Source organism: Ruegeria sp. THAF33 (assembly GCF_009363615.1).
Taxonomy (GTDB): Bacteria; Pseudomonadota; Alphaproteobacteria; order Rhodobacterales; family Rhodobacteraceae; genus Ruegeria.
On sequence record NZ_CP045384.1, the window covers coordinates 1,216,717 to 1,239,505 of the forward strand.

The 22,789-nt window shown below is 58.3% G+C and carries 18 protein-coding genes; 5 read left to right on the top strand and 13 right to left on the bottom strand.

The features are described 5' to 3' along the window. Nucleotides 1–34 precede the first annotated feature (34 nt). The gene (locus FIU92_RS06145) at nt 35–664 is read left to right on the top strand and encodes a TRAP transporter small permease (RefSeq protein ID WP_152457727.1); all 630 of its coding nucleotides are present in this window, start codon (nt 35–37) and stop codon (nt 662–664) included. Between the two features lie 3 nt (nt 665–667). Beyond that, the gene (locus FIU92_RS06150) at nt 668–2,071 is read left to right on the top strand and encodes a TRAP transporter large permease (protein WP_152457728.1); all 1,404 of its coding nucleotides are present in this window, start codon (nt 668–670) and stop codon (nt 2,069–2,071) included. Nucleotides 2,072–2,208: 137 nt separating this feature from the next. Here the strand turns inward: FIU92_RS06150 and FIU92_RS06155 are convergent, their stop codons facing one another. From FIU92_RS06155 to rocF, 3 genes are read right to left on the bottom strand one after another with little or no spacing between them, the layout of a single operon-like run. Next, nucleotides 2,209–3,249 (bottom strand): ornithine cyclodeaminase, encoded by a 1,041-nt coding sequence (locus tag FIU92_RS06155; RefSeq protein ID WP_152457729.1) that lies wholly within the window; start codon nt 3,247–3,249, stop codon nt 2,209–2,211. A gap of 9 nt (nt 3,250–3,258) precedes the next feature. Next, entirely contained in the window at nt 3,259–4,179 is a 921-nt protein-coding gene (gene ctlX / locus FIU92_RS06160; protein ID WP_152457730.1) for a citrulline utilization hydrolase CtlX, read from the bottom strand. Continuing rightward, complete coding sequence (gene rocF / locus FIU92_RS06165) at nt 4,179–5,099, bottom strand: arginase (protein ID WP_152457731.1); 921 nt, start codon at nt 5,097–5,099, stop codon at nt 4,179–4,181. The genes ctlX and rocF overlap by 1 nt, the downstream gene beginning before the upstream one ends. A gap of 86 nt (nt 5,100–5,185) precedes the next feature. On the opposite strand from rocF, the gene FIU92_RS06170 reads away from it, so the two are divergent. Together FIU92_RS06170 and mprF are read left to right on the top strand one after the other, a co-directional pair. Continuing rightward, entirely contained in the window at nt 5,186–5,614 is a 429-nt protein-coding gene (locus FIU92_RS06170; protein ID WP_152457732.1) for an Lrp/AsnC family transcriptional regulator, read from the top strand. 117 nt (nt 5,615–5,731) lie between these two features. Then, nucleotides 5,732–8,341, top strand: a complete 2,610-nt coding sequence (gene mprF, locus FIU92_RS06175) for a bifunctional lysylphosphatidylglycerol flippase/synthetase MprF (RefSeq protein ID WP_371419735.1) — start codon at nt 5,732–5,734, stop codon at nt 8,339–8,341. Between the two features lie 3 nt (nt 8,342–8,344). Here mprF and FIU92_RS06180 read toward each other — a convergent pair whose 3' ends face one another. From FIU92_RS06180 to FIU92_RS06200, 6 genes are all read right to left on the bottom strand, one after another. Beyond that, a complete protein-coding gene (locus FIU92_RS06180; protein ID WP_253283777.1) occupies nt 8,345–9,895 on the bottom strand; it encodes an efflux transporter outer membrane subunit in 1,551 nt (516 codons plus the stop codon). Nucleotides 9,896–9,906: 11 nt separating this feature from the next. Continuing rightward, complete coding sequence (locus tag FIU92_RS06185; protein ID WP_152457734.1) at nt 9,907–11,052, bottom strand: HlyD family secretion protein; 1,146 nt, start codon at nt 11,050–11,052, stop codon at nt 9,907–9,909. A 21-nt stretch (nt 11,053–11,073) separates the two neighbouring features. Next, nucleotides 11,074–11,436, bottom strand: coding sequence for a DUF3302 domain-containing protein (locus FIU92_RS06190; protein ID WP_152457735.1), 363 nt, complete (start codon nt 11,434–11,436; stop codon nt 11,074–11,076). Between the two features lie 35 nt (nt 11,437–11,471). Then, the gene (locus tag FIU92_RS06195) at nt 11,472–12,041 is read right to left on the bottom strand and encodes a disulfide bond formation protein B (protein WP_152457736.1); all 570 of its coding nucleotides are present in this window, start codon (nt 12,039–12,041) and stop codon (nt 11,472–11,474) included. Between the two features lie 10 nt (nt 12,042–12,051). Next, on the bottom strand, nt 12,052–12,207 hold the full coding sequence (locus tag FIU92_RS22730) for a DUF5993 family protein (protein ID WP_171116330.1): 156 nt from the start codon (nt 12,205–12,207) through the stop codon (nt 12,052–12,054). A 109-nt stretch (nt 12,208–12,316) separates the two neighbouring features. After that, nucleotides 12,317–13,078, bottom strand: coding sequence for a DeoR/GlpR family DNA-binding transcription regulator (locus tag FIU92_RS06200; protein ID WP_152457737.1), 762 nt, complete (start codon nt 13,076–13,078; stop codon nt 12,317–12,319). Between the two features lie 180 nt (nt 13,079–13,258). Here FIU92_RS06200 and glpD point away from each other — a divergent pair, with 180 nt between their 5' ends. Further along, nucleotides 13,259–14,842, top strand: coding sequence for a glycerol-3-phosphate dehydrogenase (gene glpD / locus FIU92_RS06205; protein ID WP_152459848.1), 1,584 nt, complete (start codon nt 13,259–13,261; stop codon nt 14,840–14,842). A gap of 71 nt (nt 14,843–14,913) precedes the next feature. On the opposite strand, the gene FIU92_RS06210 is transcribed toward glpD, so the two are convergent. From FIU92_RS06210 to FIU92_RS06225, 4 genes are all read right to left on the bottom strand, one after another. Further along, nucleotides 14,914–18,051 (bottom strand): efflux RND transporter permease subunit, encoded by a 3,138-nt coding sequence (locus FIU92_RS06210; protein ID WP_152457738.1) that lies wholly within the window; start codon nt 18,049–18,051, stop codon nt 14,914–14,916. Nucleotides 18,052–18,054: 3 nt separating this feature from the next. Continuing rightward, nucleotides 18,055–19,155, bottom strand: coding sequence for an efflux RND transporter periplasmic adaptor subunit (locus FIU92_RS06215; RefSeq protein WP_171228881.1), 1,101 nt, complete (start codon nt 19,153–19,155; stop codon nt 18,055–18,057). 302 nt (nt 19,156–19,457) lie between these two features. After that, the gene (gene metG, locus FIU92_RS06220) at nt 19,458–21,203 is read right to left on the bottom strand and encodes a methionine--tRNA ligase (protein ID WP_152457740.1); all 1,746 of its coding nucleotides are present in this window, start codon (nt 21,201–21,203) and stop codon (nt 19,458–19,460) included. Nucleotides 21,204–21,493: 290 nt separating this feature from the next. Further along, nucleotides 21,494–22,714 carry an MFS transporter gene (locus FIU92_RS06225; protein WP_152457741.1) on the bottom strand — a complete coding sequence of 407 codons (1,221 nt, stop codon included), beginning with the start codon at nt 22,712–22,714 and terminating at the stop codon, nt 21,494–21,496. Between the last annotated feature and the right edge of the window lie 75 nt (nt 22,715–22,789).

The following is a 22,789-nucleotide window of genomic DNA, read 5'->3' on the forward strand; positions in this document are numbered from 1 at the left end:
GGCGCCCGGCAACAAACAACAAGGAAACACCGGAATGGCAGGACAAGCCACGGTTCTGGTAGACGGCAGCCGTCTGAGCCAGTTGGATCAGCGTTTGCTCGTGCTCGAACGGTTTCTGGCACTGATCAGCGGATTGGCGGTTTTTTCACTGATGGTATTGGCCGTTGTGTCGGTCAGTGGTCGAAATGCGCTGAATGCTCCTTTGCCGGGCTATGTGGACTGGATCGAACAGGCGATGCCTCTCATCGCTTTTCTGGGCATTTCATATGTTCAGCGTGATGGGGGGCATATCCGGATGGATATCGTCATATCCCGCTTGCACGGTCGAGCTTTGTGGCTGTTCGAACTGCTCTCGGTGGTTCTGATCCTGATCCTGATGCTGGCTTTGGTTTGGGGCAGTTGGTCTCATTTCGACCGGTCCTTTGATTTTGGCGCCCCAATGTGGAGCCGGGACAGTTCGATCGACATCGGTATACCATTGTGGCCGGCCAAGCTTCTGGCACCCGTTGCATTTTCCGTTCTCTGCCTGCGCCTTGCGCTGCAAGTCTGGGGGTATGGTCGGGCGTTCTGGCTGGGGCTGGACGCTCCGGCGGCCGTTCCGTTGATACAGGATGCAGCTGCGCAGGCGGCGGCCGAGGCCGAACAGTTCGAAGGGCAGGACTGATAGATGGACACGATTGATATTGGCCTCTGGGTCACTGGCGGCCTTCTGGTCCTCGTCGTGGCGGGCATGCGGGTTGCCTTTGCAGCCGGTTTGGCAGGGCTTGTCGGACTGGTTTGGATTTTCTGGGCCAAGTTCGGTTACGATCCGGAACGGTTTGGCAAGGCGCTGACAGTGGCGGTCAAGACCGCGGGGCAGGTGCCACATTCCAAGGTCGCGTCCCACACTCTCAGCCTGATTCCGACCTTCATCCTGATCGGGTATCTGGCATATTACGCGGGGCTTACCCGCGCTTTGTTCGAGGCCGCAAAACGCTGGGTCGCATGGGTGCCCGGCGGGTTGGCGGTTTCGACCGTTTTCGCCACGGCCGGCTTCGCTGCGGTGTCCGGTGCTTCGGTTGCGACGTCCGCCGTCTTCGCCCGTATCGCGATTCCGGAAATGTTGAAGGTGGGCTATAACAAACGCTTTGCAGCAGGCGTGGTTGCCGCGGGCGGGACGCTGGCCTCCCTGATCCCGCCTTCGGCCATTCTGGTGATCTACGCGATCATCGTCGAGCAGGATGTCGGGAAACTGCTGTTGGCGGGTTTCATTCCGGGTGCGTTTTCCGCAATCGTGTACGGCCTTCTGATCGTCGGGATTGCAGTGATCTTCAAATCCGTTGGCCCGCCGGTCACGGGGTTTTCCTGGAAACAGCGCTTTGCAGCACTTCCCGGTGCCATTCCGATTGTCGCCGTCATTCTGATCATCATTTGCTTTGTCTACAATCCGTTTGGTGAAAAAGCATGGGGCACTCCGACGGAAGGCGGTGCCATTGGTGCCTTCATCGTATTCTGTTTCGCCTTGTTCCACGGAATGCGCTGGGCCGAGCTCAAATCCGCACTTTTGGAAACCGCCAAACTGACGGCGATGATCTTTTCGATCATCTGGGGCGTTCTGATCTATGTGCGCTTTCTTGGGTTCGCCGACCTACCGGGTGCCTTCTCGGATTGGATTACGGGGCTCGAGATGTCGCCCATGATGATCCTGATCTGCATTCTGCTGGCATACGCGGTGTTGGGCATGTTCATGGACGCGATCGGGATGCTGCTTTTGACCTTGCCCGTCGTCTATCCGGCGGTAATGGCCTTGAATGGTGGTGAGACCGTCAGTGCCGCCGACAGCGCTTTTGGAATGTCCGGCCCGATGTGCGCGATCTGGTTTGGCATTCTGGTGGTCAAGATGGCCGAGTTTTGCCTGATTACACCGCCCATCGGGCTGAACTGCTTTGTCGTTGCCGGTGTGCGCCCGGACCTGAGCGTTCAAGATGTGTTCAAAGGCGTCACGCCCTTTTTCATCGCGGACGCCCTGACCATCGCGATGCTTGTGGCATTCCCGGGTATTGTCCTCTACCTGCCATCGCTTGCGGGATAGCTCGGAAGCGAGGCTCTGCCTCGCGCTCCGGGATATTTGTGGCCAGATGAAGTTCGGATCCCTTGCTTCGTCTGGCTGAAAATATCCCGGGGGAGGCGCGCGCAGCGCGGCGGGGGCAGAGCCCCCAAGATCGCGTGCTACCCAGCTCGCATCAACATTCCGAACAGATCGCGCGGATCGTCCGGGTCGGCCAACATGTCCAGAGGTTCAAAGAAGGTTGTGCCTTCAATCGCCTGTTTCACAAAGCGCAGGGCCGAGAAATCCTCGATGGCAAAGCCTACACTGTCGAACAAAGTGATCTGCCGCTCATCGGTGCGGCCCTTGGCGGCGCCGGTGATGACCTGCCACATCTCGGTCACAGGGTGATCGGCGTCCAGCGCCTGAATTTCACCTTCGATACGGGTTTGTTCAGGGTACTCGACGAAGATGTCCGAACGTAACAGGATGTCGCGATGCAACTCGGTCTTGCCGGGGCAATCGCCTCCGATGGCGTTGATGTGCACGCCGGGCCCGACCATGTTGTCGGTCAGGATCGTTGCGTATTTCTTGTCTGCCGTGCAGGTGGTGATGATCTGGGCACCTTCAATGGCGTCTTCCGGCGTCTTGCAAGGGATGACGGTCAGGCCCTTGCCCTGCAAGTTCGCAGCGCATTTCGACGTGGCATTCGGGTCGATGTCATAAAGCCGAACGGTGTCGATCCCGCACATTGCCTTGAAGGCAAGGCACTGGAATTCGGACTGTGCGCCATTGCCGATCATGGCCATTGTCCTGGCATTTTTCGGGGCCAGATAGCGCCCGACCAATGCCGAAGTCGCAGCCGTGCGCAGCGCGGTCAGCATTGTCATTTCGGTCAACAGCGTCGGATATCCTGTATAGACGTCTGCCAACAGACCGAATGCAGTTACTGTTTGCAACCCCTCGGAGGTGTTCTTGGGATGGCCGTTCACGTATTTGAACCCGTACGCCTCACCATCCGAAGTCGGCATCAACTCAATTACGCCATGAGGAGAATGCGCCGGAATGCGAGGTGTCTTGTCGAAGCTTTCCCATCGTTTGAAATCGGCCTCGATCTGAGCGGCAATCTGCGTGATCATCTGTTCGACGCCAATGTGGTGTACCAGTCGCATCATGTTGTCGACGGAAACGAATGGTACCAGGGCCTTGTCTGAAGGTTGCATGGTGCTCTCCTATCGGCGGGCAAGGTGAACGCCTGCAATCATGCAGCGCACGGACCCACCGGCGGTTTCAATTGTTGGAACGGACAGCGGCAACGGTTTTGCACTGTCCTGGATTGTTGCGATTTGGTCTGGTGTGAGGGCGGCAAGTGCCCTGCTGGACAGGGCCAGAACCAACCCATCCCGTCCGGTCAGTTCAATGGCGTTACCTGCGAACTCGGCGATCTGGTCGTGCGTCAGGTCAATGACCGTTCGACCGGATTCTTCCAGCCGATTGCGAACGGTCATGCGGCGGGCCGGGTCCGAAATCATGTCGAGGCAAATCAGGGCGTAATGCGTGCCGATACCCATCAAAACGTTGGTGTGATAAACGTCTCGGCCCTTGGCATCGCGGGCTTCGAAGGCGATTGGTTCATAGTTGAAATGTGTGCAGAACCGTTCCAACAGGACTGGATCGGCGCGATTGGACGTCACCGTGTAGGCGATACGGGTCACATGATCCAACACCATCGCGCCGGTTCCTTCCAGGGCCAGGTTGTCTTGTTCCAGCCCGGAATAGTCGATGACATCCTGCACACGGTATTCCTGTTTGAGCAGTTCGATTACATCGGTCCGGCGTTCGCGTCTGCGCGATGGTACGAACATTGGGTAGATCGCCACATGGCCGCCGGGATGCGTCGAGAACCAGTTGTTTGGAAAAACGCTGTCAGGTGTGTTGAGGTCGCCGAAATCGTCAAACACATGAACAGTGACTCCGGCGTCGCGCAATTGCTGCACCGCCCGATCATGTTCATCCCTGGCCGCTTCCGACGTGGCCGCGGCGGATGCGGTGCTCAGCGTTTGAAAGGCATTGTCATCGCGTGTTTCCGGGTTCGACGCAAAAGCGTGCGGCCGGATCATGACAGCGGCAGATGGCGCTTGAAGAGACAGCATCAGAAACTCCGGGTGGGGCGATCGAAGATACGGCGACCCATCAACGAGGCGGCCAGATCGACCATCAGTTTTGCGGTTCGGCCCCGCTCATCCAAAAACGGGTTCAGTTCGACCAGGTCCAGCGAGCAGACAAGCCCGCTTTCATGCAGCAGTTCCATCACCAGGTGGGCTTCGCGCTCGGTTGCACCGCCGGGCACAGTCGTGCCGACTGCGGGCGCCACTGCCGGGTCGAGGAAATCGACATCCAAAGAAACATGTAGCAGAGCGTTTTCTGCCTTCACGCGATCAAGAAAGGCCAAAAGGGGGGCTTTGATACCGTTTTCATCAATGCTGCGCATATCCGCCAGCATGGCGCGGTCTTGTTCCAGCGCCGCCCGTTCCGCCGGGTCAACAGAACGCAATCCGATCATGCCGACGCGATCCGTCGGTATGACGGCCGGCAAAGGGGGGAAATCCTCGAATCCGGGTCTGCCGGTGAAATACGCCACCGGCGTGCCGTGCAGATTGCCGCTGCCGGTACTGTCCGGAGTGTGAAAGTCGCTGTGGGCGTCAAGCCACAGTACAAAAAGAGGGCGGTCGATCCGAGCAGCATGGGCGGCCATTCCGGCCACCGTACCCATGGACAGGGCGTGATCACCACCCATGAAAATCGGAATGCCCTGACCCGCCGCGTCTTGCGCAGCTTTGCTGAGAGCTTGCGTCCACCCCACGCATTCGGGCAGGGCGAACAGGTGCGGGTGTTGGGGAATGTCGACGTTTTCGGCCTGCACGTCGCCCCAATCGTGAACGGTGTGACCAAGATCTGACAGCGCCTCATCCAACCCTGCCACGCGATACGCATCAGGTCCCATCCGGCATCCCTGACGACGCTTCCCGGCGTCCATTGGGGCGCCGACCAGTATGATATCCTTGATTTCCATGTGTTCATTTAGGCCGTCGGACTGTCTTGCGTGAAGTCGGCAAAATGCTCAAAATGGTCTCGGAAAATCCTTTATGAGAAGATGCCATGGACGAATTGGACAATCGGCTGCTCAATGCGTTGCAACGGGATGCACGGGCAAGCCTGTCAGAGCTGTCGGAAACACTGGGCGTGACACGCACCACGGTCCGCAGCAGGTTGCAGCGGCTGAAACAGTCCGGTGAAATCGTCGGCTTTACCGTCCTGACGCGTCGCGATCTGGCGCAAAGCCCGGTGCGCGGGTTGATGATGCTCGAGATCGAGGGGCGCGGGACGGAACGCGTCATGGCCCGGATCGGAGCCATGCGTCAGGTGACGGCAGTTCATTCGACAAATGGCAGTTGGGATCTGATCGCCGAGATCAGTACGGAAACCCTGGCCGAACTGGATGAGGTTCTGTTTCAGATCCGAAGGATCGACGGCGTGACGCGTTCGGAAACGAACCTTTTGCTGTCAACACGCAAGGGGCGGCTCTAGCGCTTTGAGATAAAACCAAAATGTGCCAGAGTCCGTTGGCAGATGATGTCTGAATCGCCGACGGGCGGGTGAGCCGCGCGTGGTATCTGCGATCAGAAACTGGCGGGGACGTGCAGCATGACCAATGCGGAAAGTGACGGTGAACCTCTGGCCGTACACTGGGCCGAAAAGCTTACGGCCATGTTGGAAAAACCCTGGCTGCGGATTGCGATACCGGTTCTCGTGACCGGGATCGCGCTGACGGTTCTGCATGATTTGTCGGCGCATGTGAAATGGTCAGATGTCCAGACCGATATCGCAACGACGTCGTGGAAACTGATGTTTTTCGCCTTGTGCTGGACTGCGTTCAGTTTCCTGTCGCTGTCGCTCTATGATGTGTTTGCCGTGCAAAGTGTAGCTGGCGGCAAAGTGCCATTGCCTGTTGCCGGAATGGCAGGGGCCAGCGGCTATGCCGTGTCGAACTGTCTGGGTTTTTCCTACATTACCGGAACTGCGATCCGGTATCGGATATATGCGTCGCTGGGATTGGATCTGGGGCGGGTGGCCGGGGTTATCGCGACATCCTGGGTCGCGTTCTGGATGGGGCTTGTTCTGGTTCTGGGTGTGTTGCTGACCGTGCATCCGGACGGAATTTCCAAAGTGATGCCTGTCAGCGAAACGGTGGAAACCGCCATCGGGCTGTGCCTTTTGGGGGCATTGGTCGCGATGTTCATATGGTTGTCCAGCGGCGGCAGGCGGTTGGCCGTCGCAGGTATCGGGTTTGACTTGCCGGGTGGCAAACTGGCCAGTCTTCTGACACTGGCCGCCATCGGAGATCTGGTTGGTGCGTCCATGGCGCTCTATGTCCTGATGCCGGACGATCTGGGCGTTGGCTATCCCTATTTCTTCACGATCTACATCGCCGCCATCGCCGTTGGAATCCTCAGCCACGCGCCGGGCGGGCTTGGGGTGTTCGAAGCCACGCTGATCGCGGGGCTCGGGGCGTCGGGACGTTCGGATGTGATCGCAGCCTTGTTACTGTATCGCGTCGTTTACACCTTTTTGCCGTTCGGTATCGCCAGCGTGTCCATTGCGGTCGCGTCCGCACTGACGCAAAGGCACAGGATCGGCGGCGCCGCGACATGGGTCTATCGGGTCATCCGTCCCATTGTTCCGATGGTGGCAGCCGGGGTTGCGGCCGTGGCGGGGGTGGTTCTGCTGATATCCGGCGCATTGCCAGCGGGCACGCAGAACCTTGGCGTTCTGAGAGAGGTCTTGCCGCTGTCGTTTGTCGAGGCATCGCACCTTGCCGGCAGTGCTGTCGGCGTGCTGCTTTTGCTGGTGTCCCGCGGTTTGTTTCGAAAGCTCTACCGCGCATGGGTGGTGGCCATGTTGTTGATGGTGGCCGGGTTCTTTGCCTCGCTGGCAAAGGGGCTGGACACTCACGAAGCGCTGTCGATGCTGGGCACGATTGGCCTTCTGGCGATGTTCCGCGGGGCGTTTTATCGGGTCAGTGGCGCGTCGATCTTCAGGCTGAATATTCCTTGGTTGGTCAGTGTCGTGGCGCTGTTGGCGGTGATATTCTGGATCGGATTGTTCGCCTATTCCCATGTCGAGTACCAGAACGCCCTGTGGTGGGAGTTTGCCTGGAACGGTGACGCTTCGCGCTTTTTGCGCTCCAGCCTCATCGTGGCGGTGATCGTGGGCGTCGTGGCCGTGAACTCTCTGTTCGGGCGAGAGATTCCGACGCCTGTGCGCACGGAAATCCCGGAGGTCGTTGAACAGCTTGTGATGGAGTGCGAAGATACCGAATCCCAAATCTCGCTTACCGGTGACAAGCAGTTCCTCATCTCACCGGATCAGACCGCATTCATTGCGTATGCAGACACGGGCAACGCTCTGATCGCGAAGGGAGAGCCGGTTGGCGATGAAACGGCGGGGCGGCAGTTGATCTGGCAACTCAGGGAAATGGCGGACCGAGAAGGAAAACTGTGTGCCTTCTACAGTGTTTCAACCAAGTACCTGCCGACATTTCTGGATCTGGGCCTGTCGATCCTGAAGATTGGTGAGGTCGCGCGGGTTCCGCTCAAGGATTTCTCGCTGGATGGAAAGTCACGCAAGCGGTTCAGACAGGCCAGAAACCGGGCCGAGCGGGAGGGCTATGTATTCGAGATCATCTCGAAAGAAGACCTGGCCCCGGTTTTGCCGGAACTGCGCGCGATTTCAGACCATTGGCTGGCGCAAAAGGCGGGTGCCGAAAAGGGCTTTGCGTTGGGGGGCTTTGACGATCAGTACCTGTCATATTTCGATCATGCGGTTCTGCGTGACGGTAAGACAGGCAAGATCATGGCCTTTGCCAACCTGTTTCAGGGCGGCAACAAATCCGAGTTGTCGCTGGATCTGATGCGCTATGAGCCTGACAGCCCGAGCTTTGTCATGGATGCGCTTTTTGCCGAGATGATGAACTGGGGATCGCAGCAGGGGTTCCACTGGTTCTCATTGGGTGCGGCGCCGTTCTCAGGCATCGAAAACCGTCAGCTTGCATCGCTTTGGAACCGCATCGGCGGCTTTGTCTATGAGCATGGCGAGCAGTTCTATCATTTTGAAGGTTTGCGCGCCTTCAAACAGAAATTCGATCCGGAATGGAGCCCGAACTATCTGGCCAGCCCCGGCGGGCTGGCCGCCCCCCGCATCCTTTACGAGGTCAATATATTGATCTCGGGTGGGCTGCGCGGGTTGGCCAAGTAGCGCCTAGTTCAGGCTGGCCCGGGTCGGGGTTTTTTCAAGCAGATCGCCCCAATCGGTGCGATAGGCCATTTCCGCCAGCACGGTTTCAGGCAGGAATTCCTGGTTTTGCCGGATCTGCCATCCGCCGCCCAGACCCTTGTAAACGGCAACCAGATTGCTGGACACCTGCTGCCGCGCTTCGATCAGATTTGCCTGCGACCGCAAAAGCGCGGTCTGCGTGTTCAAAATGCGAGAATAGCTGGCGATTCCATCCCTGTACTGGCTTACGGCGATATCCGCGGCCTTGCGCGAAGCTTCGACGCTTTTCTGATAGAACCCAACCTGTTTTCGCGCTTGCGCATAGGCGACCATTGCGCTTTCCACCTCGGAATACGCGGTCAGAACGGTATTCTGATAATTGGCAATCAGCGCTTGGTATGCCGCATCCTGCGCGCGGACATTGTTTTTGATGCGGCCATAGTTGAGCACGTTCCAGACCACGCCGGCACTGGCCAGACCGGTGGTGCTGTTGCCGCTGAACAGATCGCGCCCGCCCGATGCCTGCAAACCGATTGCGCCCGACAGCACGAACTGAGGATACAGGTCAGCCATCGCGATACCCACCTGTGCCGATTGAGTCGCAGCGGCCAGTTCCGCCGCGCGGACATCCGGGCGGCGGCGCAGCAATTCTGCCGGCACCCCAACGGCCACATTTGTTCGCGCTGACGGGATACGGCCGGAATTCCCCAGCAGGTTGGTCATCCGGGACGGTGTGGCCCCCAGCAGCACGGCCAGCGCATTCTTGGTCTGTTGCAGGTCGCTTTCCAACTCGGGCACCAAGGCCTTGGTATTGTTGAGTAGGGCAGTGGATTCCTGAACGTCCAGTTCGGTCGTGACCCCGTTGTTGAACCGCAGCTGGGTCAGGTCCGCCGATTCCTGCTGCAATTTGATGTTTTCCCGGGCGACCGCCAACGATTCCTGCAACGCGCGGATATTGACATAGAGCGCGGCCACGTCGCCGGTCAGTGTCACCAATGCGTCATCATAGTTTGCGACCTGCAAAGCCAGATTCGACCGCGCCGCCTGCACGCCGCGCCGTTGTGCGCCCCAGACATCCAGCTCCCACTGGGCGTCGAACCCAACTTGAGACGTCGAGAATTCGGTATCCAGGGGGATGATCCGGTTGATATCGGCAACAGGCCCAAGATTGTCGCTGATTTGCCGCCGCTGCAAAGACGCGCCTATGGCCTGGGATTGCGGGTACAATTCGCCGAAAGCGATCCCCAACTGTGCCCGCGCTTGAAGCACCCGCGCGCCCGCGACCTGAAGCGTCAGGTTCTGGGCATAAGCTTCGGCAATCAGCCGGTTGAGGGTCGGGTCATTGAATGTCTCCCACCATTTGACCACGGGTGCGCTGCGCGATGTCAGGCCGCTTTGGCCGACGCTGGGGCTGTTTACCTCGATCCATTGCTTGACGACCGGAGAGTTCGGGCGCACGAAATCGGGCCCCACGGGCGTGCAGGCCGCGAAGGTGGCGGCGCAAAGTGCAGTTCCCATCAACCGGCGGAGTGTCATGGCGCGCATCCTCAGATATCCAGCGGTCGAATGAAGTTGGCGAAGGAATAGAGACGGATGTTGATGCGTCTCAGGAACTCAAAGCTTTTGCCCATGCCGGTGTAGATCGCCACGGCGGCGTGGCCGCCAGCCGGGAAAGTGTGCCCTTCCGGGATATCGACGGTGATCTGCACGGCAATTCGACCGGGCAGTTTCGGCAGTTCAAAGCCGGGCAGGCGGCCTGAAGGGATCAGTTGCCCCTGGCGCGTGGCCCACCAGATCGCCTCGACCTTGCCCGTCAGGATTTCGCCCGGGTAAAGATCCAGCGCCACTTCGACCTCTTGCCCCGGTTCCACGAATTTCAGGTTCTGCTGGCGAAAGGTCGCAAGGATATAGGGGCTGTCCTCGGTAACGAAACTGGCAATCGCGCCCAGTCGAACATCGCCGACGACCAGACCAGGGCGGGCTTGTTGCGATACGATCATGCCGTTTTCAGGCGCGTAGATCGTTGTGTTTTCAAGAAAATACTCAGCTTCGGCCAACTGCGCCCTTGCCTGAAGAATACCGGTGTTCACGCCGTCTATCTGGGACTCCACGGCCAGTTGCGCCTTTTCCAGATTTGCTTCGGCCTGTTTGACGGCAGCAAGGTCTTCGGTCACCTGCTCGTTCCAACGGTCCAGTTCGTCTTGCCGCGCTCCACCGGCGGGCACAAGAGTTTCGTACCGGGCTTGCTGAGTCTGCGCATAGGCCAGCTGCGCGTTTGCGCGTTCAACAGCTTCGGTCGACGCGATCACATCCTGTTCCAGAATTTTGGAATTCTGTTCAGCGGCGACCAATTGCGCCTGCGCATTGTCTACCGCCAGTGAAAATACCGTGTCATCAAAGCGGTAGAGCGGATCGCCCTTGGTGACCGGTGTGTTCGGTTCCACAAGAACTTCGGTCAGGATCGTCGGCTGTGTCAGTTTGGGAATGATCTGTATGGTCGAACGCACCACGTGGCTGTCGGCCGAGAAGGGCTGAAAGAACCGCAATGCGACCAGAAAAATCAGCAACAGGTGCGCGCCAACCCAAAAGGATACGATGCCCCAGGCGATGTTGAATTTCAGCAGTTCCAGCTTGAAGAAAATAAGCCAGACGAAAATGATGTAAAATAGCGTTATGCCAAGGGCGACAAACATGTTTTGTGACTTCCTCTGGCCTTAGCTTTGCTGCGGATCGTCTGTGTCCAGACGACCTTGATATTCAGGCCGGACATCACCACCCAGACGTTTGATTTCATCACGAATGGCGTCTTTTTCCTCGTCAGGGCCACGGCGAATGTCGACCGTAACGCCATCATGGAACGCCCACATGAAGGCATGGACCCAGGGCACCACGGCCAGAAATCCCATCCAGCCCATGATCTTTACGGCCTCGGCATGGGGATGGTTGCGCTTGATGGCAATCCGACCCGGAAGACCCATGAGAAAGAGAAACAGTGCCATCACCGCCGCCAGAAGCAGGATCAATGCCACGAAAGTCAGATAGTCATAATAGCCAAGCGGTTGTCCCAGTAATCCCATGCTCGCGCCTCCTTTTGGGGAAGGTTACGGTATCTTCAGTTGCCGGCGTCCAATTCGTCAATCAACTTGTAGCTTGTCGGCGGGTCGGCGCAGATACCCGGCCCGCATTCCAGCAAGGTTGAACCCGCGTTCAGCACCGCCAAAGCCAGCATGACGAAAAACGCGATCTTGGCCAGAGCATTTCCGCCGAACCTTGGTTCCTGACCAGAAGGGTCCGCGTATTGGCGATCAAACAACAGCATGATCGACGTGCCCAGCAACACAAGGAAAAAGGCGATCCCGGCCCAGGTATAGTAGTGCAGGCCCAAAACAGGAGAGCCGTAGTGCCCGGTGCCGGGTACGATATGCAGAAGTATTTGGCGGATCGATACAGTGCCGCCATACAAGGCCGCAATCAGCACGATGGCATAGTGTTGCGGCCGTGGACCGTAGAGCAGGTTCAAACCAAGCCCTACGCCGACGGCAACAAACCCAACACGTTGCAGCAGGCAAAGCGGGCAGGGCAGCTCATAGAGGACAAGCTGATAGAAAAACGCCAGGGCCAGTACAAGGCAGACGGCAAGCATACCGATCGCGTTGAGGGTGCGGGACAGTTCAGGTGTCATGGCAAGCCCCTCAGAGTTGAATTGTAAGCGGTGTGGTGGCGTGGAATTTCAGCCAGTAGATACACATGGCCAACGTGACGAAAAACAAGGCGTTGCCAGCCTTGGTCAACTTGAAATAGTTCAGCCCCATCGTGGCGATAAACAACGAAAATAAAAGCGCAATCATGGCCCGGTCCTCCCCTCCCGTGCACAAATTCTTGTATGAAGGATAGTGTCAGGCCAAGTTCGATCTGGCAAGCCGCGCAACTCGCCCGGACGTTGTTATTTGCCCGCCTCTAGTCGCAGATGATGACACCAGTCTGCCACTCGCGACAGTGCTCTGGCAGCTTGCCGGGCAAGGGCAGGTCGCTATAGACCGTGTCAAGTTCGGCAATTGATCCTATCCGCGCCGGGGCCGAGCGTTGAAACTTCGAATGATCGGCAACCAGATAAGTGCGGCGCGCCTTCTCGATGATGGCCTGGCTGACCTGAACCTCCTGAAAGTCGAAGTCCAAAAGATCGCCATCCGTGTCGAGGGCCGAACATCCTATGACAGCGATGTCAAATTTGAACTGCCGGATGGCCGATACGGTCAGGTTGCCGATCAGCCCACCGTCTGTTCGACGTAAAACGCCGCCGGCCATGATGATTTCGCAGTCCGGGTTTTCGACAAGAATGTTTGCAACGTTCATGTTGTTGGTCACCACCAGCAGGTTCTTGTGGTTCAGCAACTGCCTTGCCACGGCCTCGGTCGAGGTTCCGATGTTCATGAAAATTGATGCGCCATCCGGGATATCAGCCGCGCAGGTCTGAGCGATGCGGGTCTTGGCGTCCGCGTTCAGCGCGCGGCGGTCCTCGTATCCGATATTTGAAACACCCGAGCGGAGAACCGCGCCCCCGTGAACCCGGTCCAGCTTGCCCGCGTCTGCAAGCTCGGTCAGGTCGCGCCGGATCGTCTGAACGGTGACGCCAAAGCGTTCAGCCAGCCCCTCGACGGTAACGCGCCCTTCGGTGCTGGCGATTTCCAGAATGTCGGATTGGCGAAAAGACAAGGACATGGGCAGTTCCGGTGTAGAGGATTGATTTTCGTTTTTGTTCTTTTTGTCGATTTTGGCAAGCCAACTTGCTTGAAAATCATATCTGTGTTGCAAAAAGAAAAAAAACGAACATAAACATTGACGAAGCGAAAGTCATTCTGGCTAATGCCCGCAACCGTGTCAGGCAGGGAATCAATGGATATGCAGTCAACGGACAACCAGATCACAGACCTTTTCATCATCGGTGGCGGGATCAATGGCTGTGGAATAGCGCGGGACGCCGCCGGGCGGGGTCTTTCGGTGACGCTGGCCGAGATGAACGATCTCGCTTCTGCCACGTCCTCTGCCTCGACCAAGTTGTTTCACGGCGGATTGCGGTATCTTGAGTATTTTGAAATTCGCCTGGTGCGTGAGGCCCTGATCGAGCGTGAAACCCTGCTGCGCGCGATGCCGCATATCAGCTGGCCCATGCGTTTTGTGCTGCCCTACCACAAGGATATGCGGTTTGATTCCGAAACGCCGACCTCGCGGTTGCTCAGCACGGTCATGCCGTGGATGCGTGGGCGGCGTCCGGCTTGGCTGATCCGGTTGGGCCTGTTCATGTATGACAATCTGGGCGGGCGCAAAATCCTGCCAGGCACGACGTCATTGAACCTGCGGTCAGCGCCCGAGGGGGCCCCGTTGCAGGACAAGTTCGAAACGGCTTATGAGTATTCCGATTGTTGGATCGAAGACTCGCGATTGGTGGTCCTGAATGCGCGTGACGCCGAGTCGCGCGGCGCGCAGATCATGGTCCGAACCGAGGTGACCTCGGCCGAGCGGGTCGGTGATCTTTGGGAAGTGTCCGTTCGGGATCGGAACAGCGGTGAGACCCGTTTGGTCCGGGCCAAAATGCTGATCAATGCAGGTGGGCCCTGGGTGGGCGACATCATTCAATCCAAGATCCGCGTGAACTCACGCGAGGGCGTGCGGCTTGTGCGAGGCAGTCATATCGTTACGCCCAGGCTTTACGATCACGATAAATGCTACTTTTTCCAGGGCGAAGATGGCCGCATCATTTTCGCCATACCATACGAGCAGGATTTTACCTTGATTGGGACAACGGATCAGGATCATCCGGACCCGTCCACCAAACCGGTCTGCACCGAGGCCGAGCAGGATTACCTGTGCGCCTTTGCATCGAAGTATTTCAAAAAAAGCATAACGCGCGACGATGTCGTGTGGACCTATTCCGGCGTGCGGCCGCTTTATGATGACGGCGCAAGCAGTGCCACTGCAGCAACGCGGGATTACACGTTGAAAGTCGATGTGCAGGGCGGGGCACCTGTTTTGAATGTGTTCGGCGGCAAGATCACGACCTATCGCAGGCTTGCAGAAAGCGCGCTTGAGAAGGTCGGTGAGTTTTTTCCGAACCTGCCCGGCCCCTGGACCGCTGGTGTCGCTCTGCCGGGGGGGGATTTTCCGGTGGATGCCGTCGAATCCCTGAAAGGCGATCTTTTGGCGGCCTATCCCTTTTTGACCGAAAGCTGGTCTGCCCGCCTGATCAGAGCTTACGGGACCGAAGCAAGGGATGTTTTGGGTGATGCAAAACAGGTATCCGATCTGGGAGAGGATTTTGGCGCAACCCTGACAGCGAAAGAGGTCGCGTGGTTGATGGACAAGGAATATGCCCGTTCAGCCGAAGATGTGGTTTGGCGCCGTAACAAGCTGGGCTTGCGGCTGAGTGCCGAGCAGATTGCGCGGATCGATCAATGGATGTCCGAACGGTCCGCGGATAAGGGGTAGCCTGAAAACGCCTCGATGCTGTCAGCGTATTTGCAAAAAAGCCCCATCAGTTCAGATGGGGCTTTCTGTGTTCAGGCGGCTTTTTCCGTAGGGTCGGGGTCGCTCTTGCTGCCCTTCAACCATTCCCGCATGCCTTGCATCAGGGCATAGAGCACGGGCACCACGATCACACCAACCAGCGTTGCGGCCAGCATCCCGCCAAATACCGCGACACCAATCGCCTTCTGGCTGGCGGCACCGGCTCCGTTCGCAGCCAGCAGGGGGACAACGCCAAGTAGAAAGGACAGCGCAGTCATCATCACAGCGCGAAAACGCTGATACGCAGCCTCTGCGGCGGCCTCTTTGATGGAAAGCCCCTTGGCGCGTTGCTCCATGGCGAACTCGACGATCAGAATACCGTTCTTCGAGGCCAGCCCGACAAGCATGATCATACCGATCTGTGTATAGAGGTTGATGTCACTGCCCACGATGGCCACCGCCGCCACGGCCCCAAACAAGGCCACGACAACGGAAAGCAGGATTGAAACAGGTAAGGTCCAACTTTCGTACTGACCCACCAGGAACAAGTAACCGAACAGGATGGCAAGCCCGAGGATGATGATCACCAGACTGCCCGAAGCTAGCTGCTGCTGCGCTGTCCCCGTCCATTCGAACGCATAGCCCGGGGGCAGGGCGGTTGCGGATTCTTCGGTCATCACGCTGATTGCATCTCCGCTGGACAAGCCGGGTGCAGGGACCGCCGTCACCGTGGCCGACCGGAACAGGTTGTGGCGCTTCAGAAGGACCGGACCCAGCACGTTTTCAACGTCGATCAGTGTCCCCAGCGGCACCATGTCTCCGTTTTGAGAACGGACATAGAGGTTCGCGATATCTTCGACATTGTCCCGATAGGTCCCATCGGCCTGAATCATCACGCGATAGACACGGCCGAACAGGTTGAAGTCATTGACATAGTAAGACCCCAGCTGAGCCTGCATGGTCTGAAAAATCTCGGCGACCGAGACATTCAGCGTTTTGGCTTTTTCGCGGTCCAGATCAACGAACAGCTGCGGGACGTTGGCGCGGAAGGTCGTATAGGCCTGCCCGATCTCGGGCCTCTGATTGGCCGAATACACGAACGAACCCACGGCCGATGCCAGATCCTGCGGAGTGCCACCGCCGGTTTGCTGAACTTCCATCTCGACACCGGCGGACATACCAAGGCCCTGGATGGGCGGTGGGTTGAAAGCAAGGACCGAAGCTGCTGATTCACCGTTCGCGATCGCCAGCACTTTGGCCAGAATGGCGTCCGCGCTCAGATCGTCTTCCTGCCGTTCGCTCCAGTTTTCGAGGTTGACGAAAATCGCAGCGCCGTTGGTGATCGTGCCGTTCAGCATCGAAAAGCCGTTGACCAGAACCGTGCTCGCGACGCCCGGGATTTCACTTATCTGTTCATCCAGACGTGCGGTCACCGCCTCGGTCCGTTCCAACGTTGCGGCATCAGGCAACTGTACATCAACGAACAGATAACCGTTGTCTTCAAGCGGAATGAATCCGGCCGAGGTGTTGGACATGATTGTCCCGGTTCCCATGCCAAGCCCAACCACGATGGCCAGCGCAATGGCCGGAAAAACCAACAGCTTTCGTACAATGGCCACATAGCCGTTGCGTACGGTGCCGATGAAGTTTTCGAACATCGCGAGCACCCCTTTGGGAGGGCCGGACCGGGGACGAAGAACCAAGCCGCACAGGGCAGGCGAAAGGGTCAGTGCGTTGATGGACGAGATTACGACAGCGGTCGAGATCGTAATGGCAAATTGGGAATACAGCCGCCCCGAGATGCCGGGCATGAACGTGACCGGCACGAACACCGCCAGTAGAACCAATGTGGTCGCAATGACCGGACCCGTGATCTGGCCCATGGCTTTGCGGGTCGCTTCAGCAGGGGGCAACCCTTCATCCGCAATGATTCGCTCCACGTTCTCGACGACGACGATGGCGTCATCCACCACGATACCGATGGCCAGCACCAAGGCGAACAGCGAGATGGTGTTCAGCGACATCCCGAACGCCAGCAGGAAGGCAAAAGTACCGATCAGGGATACCGGGATTGCCACCGCCGGAATGATCGTTGCGCGCCAACTTCCCAGGAACACGAACACGACCGAAATAACCAGAATGAAGGTCAGGATCAGGGTCGAGACCACGTCGTTCAAAGACGCCTCGACAAAGTCGGTCGTGTTGAAGGGGACATCATATTCGACATCCGTCGGAAAGGCGCGGGATAGCCGCGCCAATTCCGCCTGCACACGTTCCGAAACCGCCAATGCGTTTGCACCGGGGGCCTGATAGATGCCGATGACCGTGGCTGGAACCGCCTGAAAATAGCCCGAAGCCGCATAGTATTCTGCGCCAAGCTCTACCCGGGCGATGTCTTTGACGCGGACGATGGCACCGGCGTCGCCTGTCCGGATGACAATGTCACCGAATTCCTCTGCGGATGTCAGGCGGCCTTTGGATTTGATCGTGTACTGAAACGTCTGCCCTTCGGGAACGGGTGGCGCACCGATCGAACCGGCGGACACTTCGATATTCTGTTCCCGGATCGCATTGATGACATCCCCCGGTGTGATGGACAGCGCCGCCATCTTGTCCGGGTCCATCCAGATCCGCATGGCGTATTCAAGATTGGTCAGAACATCGGCCTTGCCGACGCCCTGCACGCGGGCCAGCGCATCGCGCAGATTGATCGAGGCATAGTTCGACAGGAACACACTGTCATAGGTCCCGTTGGGTGAGGTCAGAGTGACCAGCATCAGCATGTTGGTCGAAGATTTCTGTGTCACAACGCCGGACGAAGTCACTTCGGCTGGCAGCGACGACATGGCCTGCGCCACCCGGTTTTGAACGTTGACCGATGCGATGTCGGGATCGGTTCCGACCTCAAAGGTCACATCCAGCGAATAGGACCCGTTGTCCGATGATCTGGACGTCATGTAGATCATGTCGTCCACACCGTTGACCTGCGCCTCGATCGGCGCGGCAACGGTGTTTTCAACGGTCTCGGCGTTTGCGCCGGTATAGGTGGTCGAGACATTGACCACGGGCGGGGTGATATCGGGAAACTGCGCGACCGGCAGAACAAGGTATCCGATACCGCCCATGATGGTCAGCACCAGCGAAATGACGAGCGCCAGCTTGGGCCGGCTGATGAACAGGGCTGAGAACATCTGTTACTCTCCCGGTTGCTCAGAGGCGACGACTGCGTCAACAGCGACGCCGGGGCGAACCCGTTGCAGGCCTTCGACAATGACGCTTTCGCCTTCGCGCAGGCCGTCCAGCACGATAATCGCGGTTCCGACCGTGTCACCGGTGGTGATGTAGCGCTGTTCAACCATCTGCTTGTCGTTGACCACCAGGACAAACTCGCCCCGCTGATCGCGCTGCAAGGCGGCTTGAGGCACCAATACCTGCAAAGTCGGTTCCAGCGCTTCGATCTGCACATTCACAAAGGCGCCGTCCAGAATCAGCCGGTCTGTGTTGTCGAACTGGGCGCGAATGGTAATGGCGCCGGTCAATGGGTCGATACGGTTGTCAACGAATACAATTCTGCCGACTTCATCCATCTTAGTGCCGTTGGGCAGGATGACGTGCACATTCGGGCTTTGCGGGCTTTCCGCCAGCGATGCCGAGTTTTCACCATAAGTCTGCAAGACTGAGGTGAAGAGCTTTTCGTTCAACGAGAAATTCACGTATATGGGCGTCTCGCTGACGATATTGACCAGAGGAGGGTTGTTTGGGCCGACCACATCTCCGACGCTGGTCGTGATCCTGCCGATACGGCCGTCGAATGGCGCATGTATCTGCGTGTAGCTCAGGTCAAGCTCGGCCTGCTGGATCGCAGCATTGGCCGCCTTCACCTCTGCCTCGGCGACCAGTTCGTTGGCGCGGGCAATGTCGCGTTCTGACTCTGGTGTCGCGTCGCGTTTGTAAAGTTCTTCTTTTCGCGCCAGATCGACCTTTGCCAGTTCAAGATTTGCTTCGGCCCGGTTCAGATCGGCCTTTCGGGCCTCAAGCGTCGCCTCGTACAGGTCGGGTTCGATAGTGAACAACAGATCACCTTCTTTGACAGTCGCCCCATCCTCGACCTCGCGGCTATTGAGAAACCCGTTCACCCGCGCCACGATATCGACCTTGTTGATTGCCTCGGCACGTCCGATGAACGTGGCTTCGTCGGTGATTTCCTCGGTATAGGCCGCCGCTATGGAAACCTTTGGTGGTGCCCCTTCTTCCTGCGCGGTCGCCGGATGCGCCAAACCCAAGGACATCAGCATGAATGCGGCGGCCAAATGCCTGCTGATCTTGTTGGGTGAAAGGAATGCTGGGGACATGGCGAAAGCCTCGTTCGATGCAGAAACAAAAGATACCGACCCAGTCGCCACGGCGACGCGAGTCGGAGGAACCTGATCTCAGGATGACTTTTTTGCGCCGATATCTCAAGCGTGATGAGTCCCGCGCCGGTCAGGGCAGAGGTCAAAAGTTCAAGCACTTATGCTGGCTTAGGCCCTGATGCGGCCGCAGGGCCCAAGCAAAAGGGGCCCGAAACGGGCCCCCGGAGTCCATTGTGCCGGACCGATCAGTCGCGGGTTCCCGCGAACCTGTCCTGCCATTCTTCGCGCTGTTCATCCGTTATCTTGGCGAACAGAACGTCTGGCACGGTAAAGTCGTGGCCGGACGGCAAGGCGTTCAGCGCGGTGGCAACATCATCGGGCCAGCTGGTATCCAGCGTGTTCATCGCGCTCAGCATGCGGGCCGAGGTGTCGGGGATGAATGGTGCGCTGAGCACGGCGTAAAGCCGGATCAGATTCAGGCCAAGACGTACCTGCACGGCGGCCTGCTCGGGGTCTTCTTTGAACGTGGACCACGGAGCTGCGGCCTGTAGATATTCATTTCCGGCAACCCAGATTGCCCGCAGCTCCTGCGCGGATTTGCGAACCTCCATCGCTTCCATATGGCCTTCATAGGCGCGGACGCGTTTGGTAAGCTCTTCGATCAAGGCCTGCTCGCGGGGGCCGAACTGTCCACCTTCGGGCACGGTCTCAGCAAATTTCGAGCGGCAGAATTTGGTGATCCGGCTGACAAAGTTGCCCAGAACGTCTGCAAGGTCCTTGTTCACCGATTGCTGGAAGTTCTCCCAGGTGAACTCGCTGTCGCTGCTTTCGGGCGCATGGCTCAGCAGCCACCAGCGCCAGTAATCGGCAGGCAGAATGTCCAGCGCCTGATCCATGAACACGCCACGGCCCTGGCTGGTCGAAAACTGGCCGCCGTCATAGTTCAGGTAGTTGAACGACTTGATGTAATCCACCAGCTTCCAGCGTTCGGGTGATCCGGTCTCTTCATTATGCGCGTTGGTTCCCAGGATGGTGGCCGGGAAGGACAGCGTATGGAACGGCACGTTGTCCTTGCCCATGAACTGGACATAGCGCACGTCGTCCGCGCCCCTGTCGGTGCGCCACCAGCGTTCCCAATCCGCATCGGTCCTGCCATTGGCATCGGCCCATTCCTTGGCGCAGGCGATGTATTCGATGGGGGCATCGAACCAGACGTAAAAGACCTTGCCTTCCATCCCCGGCCAATCCTGATCGCCTTTTTTGACCGGTACACCCCAGTCCAGATCGCGGGTAATGCCACGGTCCTGCAAGCCGTCGCCGTCATGCAGCCACTTCTTGGCAATCGAAGTGGTCAGGACCGGCCAGTCCGTCTTGCTGTCGATCCACGCATCCAGTTTGTCCTTCATCGCGGATTGACGCAGATACAGGTGCTTGGTTTCGCGCACTTCCAGGTCGGTCGATCCGGAAATGGCCGAGCGTGGCTCGATCAGGTCCGTCGGATCCAACTGCTTGGTGCAGTTTTCGCACTGGTCGCCGCGCGCGCGATCATAGCCGCAATTGGGGCAGGTGCCTTCGATATAGCGGTCAGGCAGAAAGCGACCATCGGCGTTGGAATACACCTGTTTCTCGCTGACTTCGCGGATCAGGCCCGCGTCATCCAGCTTGCCCGCAAAATGCTGGGTCAGGCGCTTGTTCTGCTCGCTGGACGAACGGCCGAAGTGATCGAAGCTGAGGCCAAACCGGTTGGCGATATCAGCCTGAATCGCATACATGTCGGCGCAATACTCCGCCACCGGCTTGCCGGCCTTGGCGGCGGCCAGCTCGGCGGGTGTGCCGTGTTCATCCGTGGCGCACAGGAACATGACCTCGTTCCCCCGGCCACGCTGGTATCGTGCGTACAAATCAGCCGGTAATTGCGAGCCGATCAGATTGCCGAGGTGTTTGATCCCGTTGATGTAGGGGATCGCCGAGGTGATGAGAATCCGAGCCATGATCCGTTTCCGCGTAACTGTCTGCGCGCCCGTCTACATGATGTGATCGCCCAGCAAAAGCCCGGCTTTGGCCTGCTTGTCGATTTAGACCCCGAAGGCAACGAAAATCGAGCTGCCGCAACGATCTGGATCGCGTTCCGGGGCCATGCCCAAGGCTTTTGGGCAAGCAGAGGGGCTCCAACGCCTTGAATCCGAGTCGCAGTGCCCCGTCCTTGTTCCATACCGAACCGACCGAAAAGGCCAGGGTGATCACAAAAGACATTCAAAGAACAGCGGGGGTGCCCAGTTTTTCACTCTTCCCGTGATCGTTTCAGAAGGCGGCCAATCGTGAATGAGGTGCGCGGGGCGTAAACATAATTCGTGCGCTCCTCGGGGGTGGGGCGTGACCGCATCCGCGCCAGACCAAACACGATCAGAAACACATGCCCGAACGCCACGAAGGCAAACAGGGCACCGGGGCCAAATTGCTGGATCAGGGTCGACGTTATGTAGGGCGATGCAATTGCCCCCAAGGCAAACCAGAACATCAGGGCAGCCGACAGTTCCACCCGTTCCTCGGCCGTGGCAAAGTCGTTTGCGTGGGCGGAAGAGACCGAGAAGATCGGAAAGGTTGTCAGGCCGAAGAACACGGCCGCCGACATAACCCCGATCGTTCCGGTGCCGCTGGCTGCCATGGTGACGCCGCAGCTGAGTACCGCGGCAGCCGACAGCCAGATCAGCACCCAGCGCCGGTCATATTTGTCAGCCAGCCAGCCGACGGGGTATTGAGCAAGCGCACCACCCAATACGAAAGAGGCTAGGAAGAATGCGATCTGATCGACGCCAAGTCCGACCTCTTGCCCGTAAACCGGACCCACCATTCGGAACGAGGCCGAACTGAGCGCGGCCACGATCACGCCAGCCACGGCCAAGGGTGAGCTGCGCCAAGCCAGCTTGGGTTTCAGGCGGGGCGCGTCAGGTGTTTTGGGTTGGCTTGCTTTGGTCAGCGTCAGCGGCAGCAGTGACGCACAGCACAGGATCGCCAGCAGGTTATACGAGACGTAAGAGGCCGGGGGCAGAACGGCGATAATCAACTGGGCGCACAGGGATGCGCCCATATCCGCGATCCGGTATGTGCCCATTGCACGTCCTCGGGTTTCATTGGTGACCTTCGCGTTCAGCCAGGCCTCGATCACCGTGTACGCGCCTGCCACACAGGTGCCCGAGGCCACACGCAGGGCGGCCCAGATATATGGGTTTTCGGTCAGCGTATGTCCAATGAGGCCCATCGCGCCCAACGCGGTGCAAACTGCAAATGCGCGCGAATGACCGACATTGCCCATCAGACGTGGTGCCCACCAGCAGCCGATGAAAAACCCCAGAAAGTGCGAAGACCCCAAAAGACCGATCTGTTCGGTCGTGAAATCCAGCGTGATGCCGGAAATGGCATCGAGTGGCCCGACGCCTCCTGTGGAAAGCTGAAGCAGAATGACCGAAAGAAACAGGGCGGCAAATGAAATGATCGTGCGCATGGTGGTCTCAGATTGGCAGGGTCGCCGCACAATGCGCGCATCAATTCGACTTTAGCGAGTCGTTTTTTGCCGTTC

What these genes read in the sequence shown, in the direction of transcription:
- rocF (WP_152457731.1), bottom strand. Translation starts at nt 5,099, where the DNA reads ATGGAAATCAAGGATATCATACTGGTCGGCGCCCCAATGGACGCCGGG.
- FIU92_RS06210 (WP_152457738.1), bottom strand. Translation starts at nt 18,051, where the DNA reads ATGTTCTCAGCCCTGTTCATCAGCCGGCCCAAGCTGGCGCTCGTCATT.
- FIU92_RS06170 (WP_152457732.1), top strand. Translation starts at nt 5,186, where the DNA reads ATGGACGAATTGGACAATCGGCTGCTCAATGCGTTGCAACGGGATGCA.
- ctlX (WP_152457730.1), bottom strand. Translation starts at nt 4,179, where the DNA reads ATGCTGTCTCTTCAAGCGCCATCTGCCGCTGTCATGATCCGGCCGCAC.
- FIU92_RS06225 (WP_152457741.1), bottom strand. Translation starts at nt 22,714, where the DNA reads ATGCGCACGATCATTTCATTTGCCGCCCTGTTTCTTTCGGTCATTCTG.
- FIU92_RS06180 (WP_253283777.1), bottom strand. Translation starts at nt 9,895, where the DNA reads ATGACACTCCGCCGGTTGATGGGAACTGCACTTTGCGCCGCCACCTTC.
- FIU92_RS06150 (WP_152457728.1), top strand. Translation starts at nt 668, where the DNA reads ATGGACACGATTGATATTGGCCTCTGGGTCACTGGCGGCCTTCTGGTC.
- FIU92_RS06155 (WP_152457729.1), bottom strand. Translation starts at nt 3,249, where the DNA reads ATGCAACCTTCAGACAAGGCCCTGGTACCATTCGTTTCCGTCGACAAC.
- metG (WP_152457740.1), bottom strand. Translation starts at nt 21,203, where the DNA reads ATGGCTCGGATTCTCATCACCTCGGCGATCCCCTACATCAACGGGATC.
- FIU92_RS06195 (WP_152457736.1), bottom strand. Translation starts at nt 12,041, where the DNA reads ATGACACCTGAACTGTCCCGCACCCTCAACGCGATCGGTATGCTTGCC.
- FIU92_RS22730 (WP_171116330.1), bottom strand. Translation starts at nt 12,207, where the DNA reads ATGATTGCGCTTTTATTTTCGTTGTTTATCGCCACGATGGGGCTGAAC.
- FIU92_RS06215 (WP_171228881.1), bottom strand. Translation starts at nt 19,155, where the DNA reads ATGCTGATGTCCTTGGGTTTGGCGCATCCGGCGACCGCGCAGGAAGAA.
- FIU92_RS06200 (WP_152457737.1), bottom strand. Translation starts at nt 13,078, where the DNA reads ATGTCCTTGTCTTTTCGCCAATCCGACATTCTGGAAATCGCCAGCACC.
- FIU92_RS06190 (WP_152457735.1), bottom strand. Translation starts at nt 11,436, where the DNA reads ATGGGATTACTGGGACAACCGCTTGGCTATTATGACTATCTGACTTTC.
- FIU92_RS06185 (WP_152457734.1), bottom strand. Translation starts at nt 11,052, where the DNA reads ATGTTTGTCGCCCTTGGCATAACGCTATTTTACATCATTTTCGTCTGG.
- mprF (WP_371419735.1), top strand. Translation starts at nt 5,732, where the DNA reads ATGACCAATGCGGAAAGTGACGGTGAACCTCTGGCCGTACACTGGGCC.
- FIU92_RS06145 (WP_152457727.1), top strand. Translation starts at nt 35, where the DNA reads ATGGCAGGACAAGCCACGGTTCTGGTAGACGGCAGCCGTCTGAGCCAG.
- glpD (WP_152459848.1), top strand. Translation starts at nt 13,259, where the DNA reads ATGCAGTCAACGGACAACCAGATCACAGACCTTTTCATCATCGGTGGC.